This is a genomic window from Embleya sp. NPDC050493, assembly GCF_044458105.1.
In the GTDB taxonomy this organism is placed as follows: domain Bacteria; phylum Actinomycetota; class Actinomycetes; order Streptomycetales; family Streptomycetaceae; genus Embleya.
The window spans coordinates 9,020-11,666 of record NZ_JBITHP010000010.1; the positions used below are offsets into that span (position 1 = coordinate 9,020).

The window sequence follows — 2,647 nt, forward strand, 5'->3', positions numbered from 1 at the left end:
CCACCCCCCCGCCCCCCTTCCCCCCCCCCCCCAACTGCCCCCCCCCCCCACCGCCCCAGCCCCCAACCCCTTTTGGGGGGGGCCCCCGCCCGGGGCCCCCCCCCACTTCGTATGTCGGGCCGTCACGCGGCGCTGCGTCAGTCCCGCAGGATCGACAGCAGGCGCAGGACCTCCAGGTAGATCCACACCAGGGTCACGGTCAGACCGAACGCGGCCCGCCACGACTCCTGCTGCGGCACGCCCTGGGCGACCAGCTGCTCGATCTCGTTGAAGTCGAGCGACAGGAAGAAGGCGCCGATGAGGATGCCGAGGATGCCCATCACGATACCGAGCGGACCGCTGCGCAGGCCGAGGCCGTCGCCACCGGCGATCAGGATCGCCAGGAGGTTGACGACGGTGAGGATCAGGAAGCCGATCGCGATCGCCATGCCGATCCGCACGTACCGGCTCGTCACCTTGATCCAGCCGGACTTGTACGCCACCAGCACACCGACGAAGACGGAGGCCGTGCCGAGCACCGCCTGCACCACGATGCCGCTGTACTGCTGCTCGAACGCGTGGCTGATCGCGCCGAGGAACACACCTTCGAGCGCGGCGTAGGCCAGCACCAGTGCGGGGCTGACTTCACGCTTGAAGGTCACGACCATCGCGACGACGAACGCGGCGAGCGCGGCGCCGACCGCCCAGCCGAAGTTCTCGAACGGCAGGAATGCCCACGACAGCGCACCGGTGACGACGACCGTCAACAGCGTCATCGCGGTACGCGCGACCACGTCGTCGATGGTCATCCGGCCGGTCTGGAGCGGACCGGCGGACTGCGCCCGGTACATCTCCTGAAGCTGCTCGGGGGTCATCGGCTGCATCGGCGGCTGCTGCGGCCCGCCGTACGGGGCGCCCTGCGGCCCGGGCTGCGGCGCTCCGTAACCGGCCTGCTCCTGCCGGCCGGTCTCGAACGCCCCCCGCCGCGTGAGCACCGGGTTGCTGCTCCTCATGTCATCTCCTCCATGCCCCCGGGTGGGGGTCGTGGCTCAAGAGAGTAATCCCCGAGTAAAGCGCTCGGGGCTTCCATCTTTCCCCTACAACGTGTCCGGACACGCGTTTTGTGCCCGCGGTCACTGTCCGGTCATAAAAAGTCGGATGGTATCCATCGTGAACCCGATCGCTGTCAGCACGGGAACACCCTGCGCTATGCGCGAGTGAGGGTGGCCCGCGGGCCCGGGAAAGCATCCGGTTGGTGGTCCAGACCACCGAGGCCCACTGTCGCAACTCCGCGACGAAACGGCGTTCTTGCAGGTCAACCGCTACTTCGAGTTGTCCCCGGAGCGGGACTCGAACCCGCACGGCCTTGCGGCCAAGGAGGTTTAAGCTCCTCGTGTCTGCGTTCCACCACCCGGGGGCGATGCTGAGCGTAGCGGCCCCGGCGCACCGGGTGTGCCCCAAGCGTTTCGAGGGCCTGCGGACCCCTTCCGTCGACCTGTTCGATCGCGGAGAGCGACGGAAGGCGACCCGTCCGCATGCGATACGGATGATGCCGAATGGGCGTTTTGCGGCGGCTGAGCAGGGGACATCCCGCATTCGGCCGCCGAACCCGGGTAGGACCACCGGGTCGAGGGTCCGCTCGGGTCGACCGGCATTCGGTGATCACCATCGTCCGGATCCGGACCTTCGTCGTCCGGCACCAACGGAGTGCGTACGCCGCCCTCCGCATCGGATCCGATCGCGACGAAAGAGGTCTCCTGTGACCGCCACCGAACCCAACAGGGGCGTCGGGACGAACGGCGCGCCCGCCGCCGTCGCCACCGACCTGACCAAGGTCTACGGCACGGGCGAGACGCAGGTGACAGCGCTCGACGGCGTCTCGGTCGGATTCCGGCGGGGCGAGTACACCGCGATCATGGGCCCGTCCGGGTCGGGCAAGTCCACGCTGATGCACTGCATGGCGGGCCTGGACTCGATCTCGGGGGGCTCGGTCCGGCTGGGCGACGTGGAGTTGTCCTCGCTGAGCGACAAGCAGTTGACCCTGCTGCGTAGAGAGAAGGTCGGCTTCGTCTTCCAGTCGTTCAATCTGCTGCCGACGCTGACCGCGCTGGAGAACATCACCCTGCCGATGGACATCGCGGGCGTGAAGCCCGATCAGGCGTGGCTGGACCACGTGATCGAGACGGTCGACCTCCGGAACCGGCTCAAGCACCGCCCGAGCGAACTGTCCGGCGGTCAGCAGCAGCGCGTGGCGTGTGCCCGCGCGATGGCGAGCAAGCCGGAGATCATCTTCGCCGACGAGCCGACCGGCAACCTGGACTCGCGCTCGGGCGCCGAGGTATTGGGCTTCCTCCGTACCTCGGTGCGCGAAAGCGGCCAGACCATCGTAATGGTCACCCACGATCCCAACGCGGCGTCCTACGCGGACCGGGTGCTCTTCCTCGCCGACGGCAAAATCGTCGACGAGATGCTCTCCCCCACCTCGGACCTCGTCCTCGAACGCATGAAACGCTTCGAAGCCGCCCGAACCGTCTGAGGACGAACGCAAGGGGGCCCGGGCCCCCCCCCGGGGGGGGGGGGGGGGGCCCCGGCGAGTCAAAGGGCGTAGCGGGCGGGTCGCCCCCGGGGGGGGGGGCGCGCCGGGCCGCCCGCGCCCCCGCGGGCCCCC

At 69.2% G+C, this 2,647-nt stretch carries 2 protein-coding genes and 1 tRNA gene; 1 reads left to right on the plus strand and 2 read right to left on the minus strand.

Annotation, left to right across the window (positions count from 1 at the left end; translation table 11 throughout):
- Window positions 1-137: 137 nt before the first annotated feature.
- Window positions 138-992: a Bax inhibitor-1/YccA family protein gene (locus ACIBM5_RS20505; protein WP_396008170.1), complete on the minus strand. Its 855-nt coding sequence runs from the start codon at window positions 990-992 to the stop codon at window positions 138-140.
- A 322-nt stretch (window positions 993-1,314) separates the two neighbouring features.
- Window positions 1,315-1,396 (minus strand) — tRNA-Leu (locus ACIBM5_RS20510).
- Window positions 1,397-1,738: 342 nt separating this feature from the next.
- Between ACIBM5_RS20510 and ACIBM5_RS20515 the strand changes: the two genes are divergently transcribed.
- Window positions 1,739-2,515 carry an ABC transporter ATP-binding protein gene (locus ACIBM5_RS20515; protein WP_396008171.1) on the plus strand — a complete coding sequence of 259 codons (777 nt, stop codon included), beginning with the start codon at window positions 1,739-1,741 and terminating at the stop codon, window positions 2,513-2,515.
- Window positions 2,516-2,647: the final 132 nt, after the last annotated feature.

Bases quoted from the DNA above. Each gene is read 5' to 3' on its own strand.
- ACIBM5_RS20505 (WP_396008170.1), bottom strand. From the start codon at position 992: ATGAGGAGCAGCAACCCGGTGCTCACGCGGCGGGGGGCGTTCGAGACC.